Consider the following 512-nt stretch of genomic DNA (forward strand, 5'->3'; position numbering starts at 1 on the left):
ATAGGTGATGTTAGAATGCTACATTTACCCGGAGAACTTTTTATTGAGTACCAGTTGGCCGCCAAAGCAGAAAGAAAAGATTTATTTGTAACCATGGCAGCCTATGGAGATTATGGCCCCTTCTATATTGGACCAGCATCCGCCTATTCAGAAGGTGGTTATGAAGTGGGAACCAGCCCTGTAACTGCTGAAGCAGAACCCATCATCATGGGAGCCATTAAAAAAATGCTTCATAGAGACATTTCAAAAAACAATCTCGATAGCCCACTAGTATTAGAAGCTGAGAGTGAAAATCCTTTACGAACATTGGAACAATGGGAAGAAAAGAAGGCGTCATGGAAAAACAACATGGCTTCGATCATGGGCACGCTTCCTTCAAGAGCTCACTTAAAAAAGTCCGGAAGTAAATTATTTGGATTCTACAGTAGAAGCAAACTATACAAAAACATCATATCTCTTTTGCCAGCGACAAACGAAATGAGGTAACTGCCTTCCTTCATATTCCGCACAGC

The 512-nt window shown here is 41.2% G+C and carries 1 protein-coding gene; it reads left to right on the forward strand.

Features of this window, described 5'->3' with window-relative positions:
- A partial coding sequence (locus ADIWIN_RS20680; RefSeq protein WP_040757146.1) for a hypothetical protein occupies positions 1 to 486 on the forward strand: 486 nt, incomplete at its 5' end.
- Positions 487 to 512 lie beyond the last annotated feature (26 nt).

Origin of the sequence: Winogradskyella psychrotolerans RS-3 (assembly GCF_000427335.1) — a bacterium.
Taxonomy (GTDB): domain Bacteria; phylum Bacteroidota; class Bacteroidia; order Flavobacteriales; family Flavobacteriaceae; genus Winogradskyella; species Winogradskyella psychrotolerans.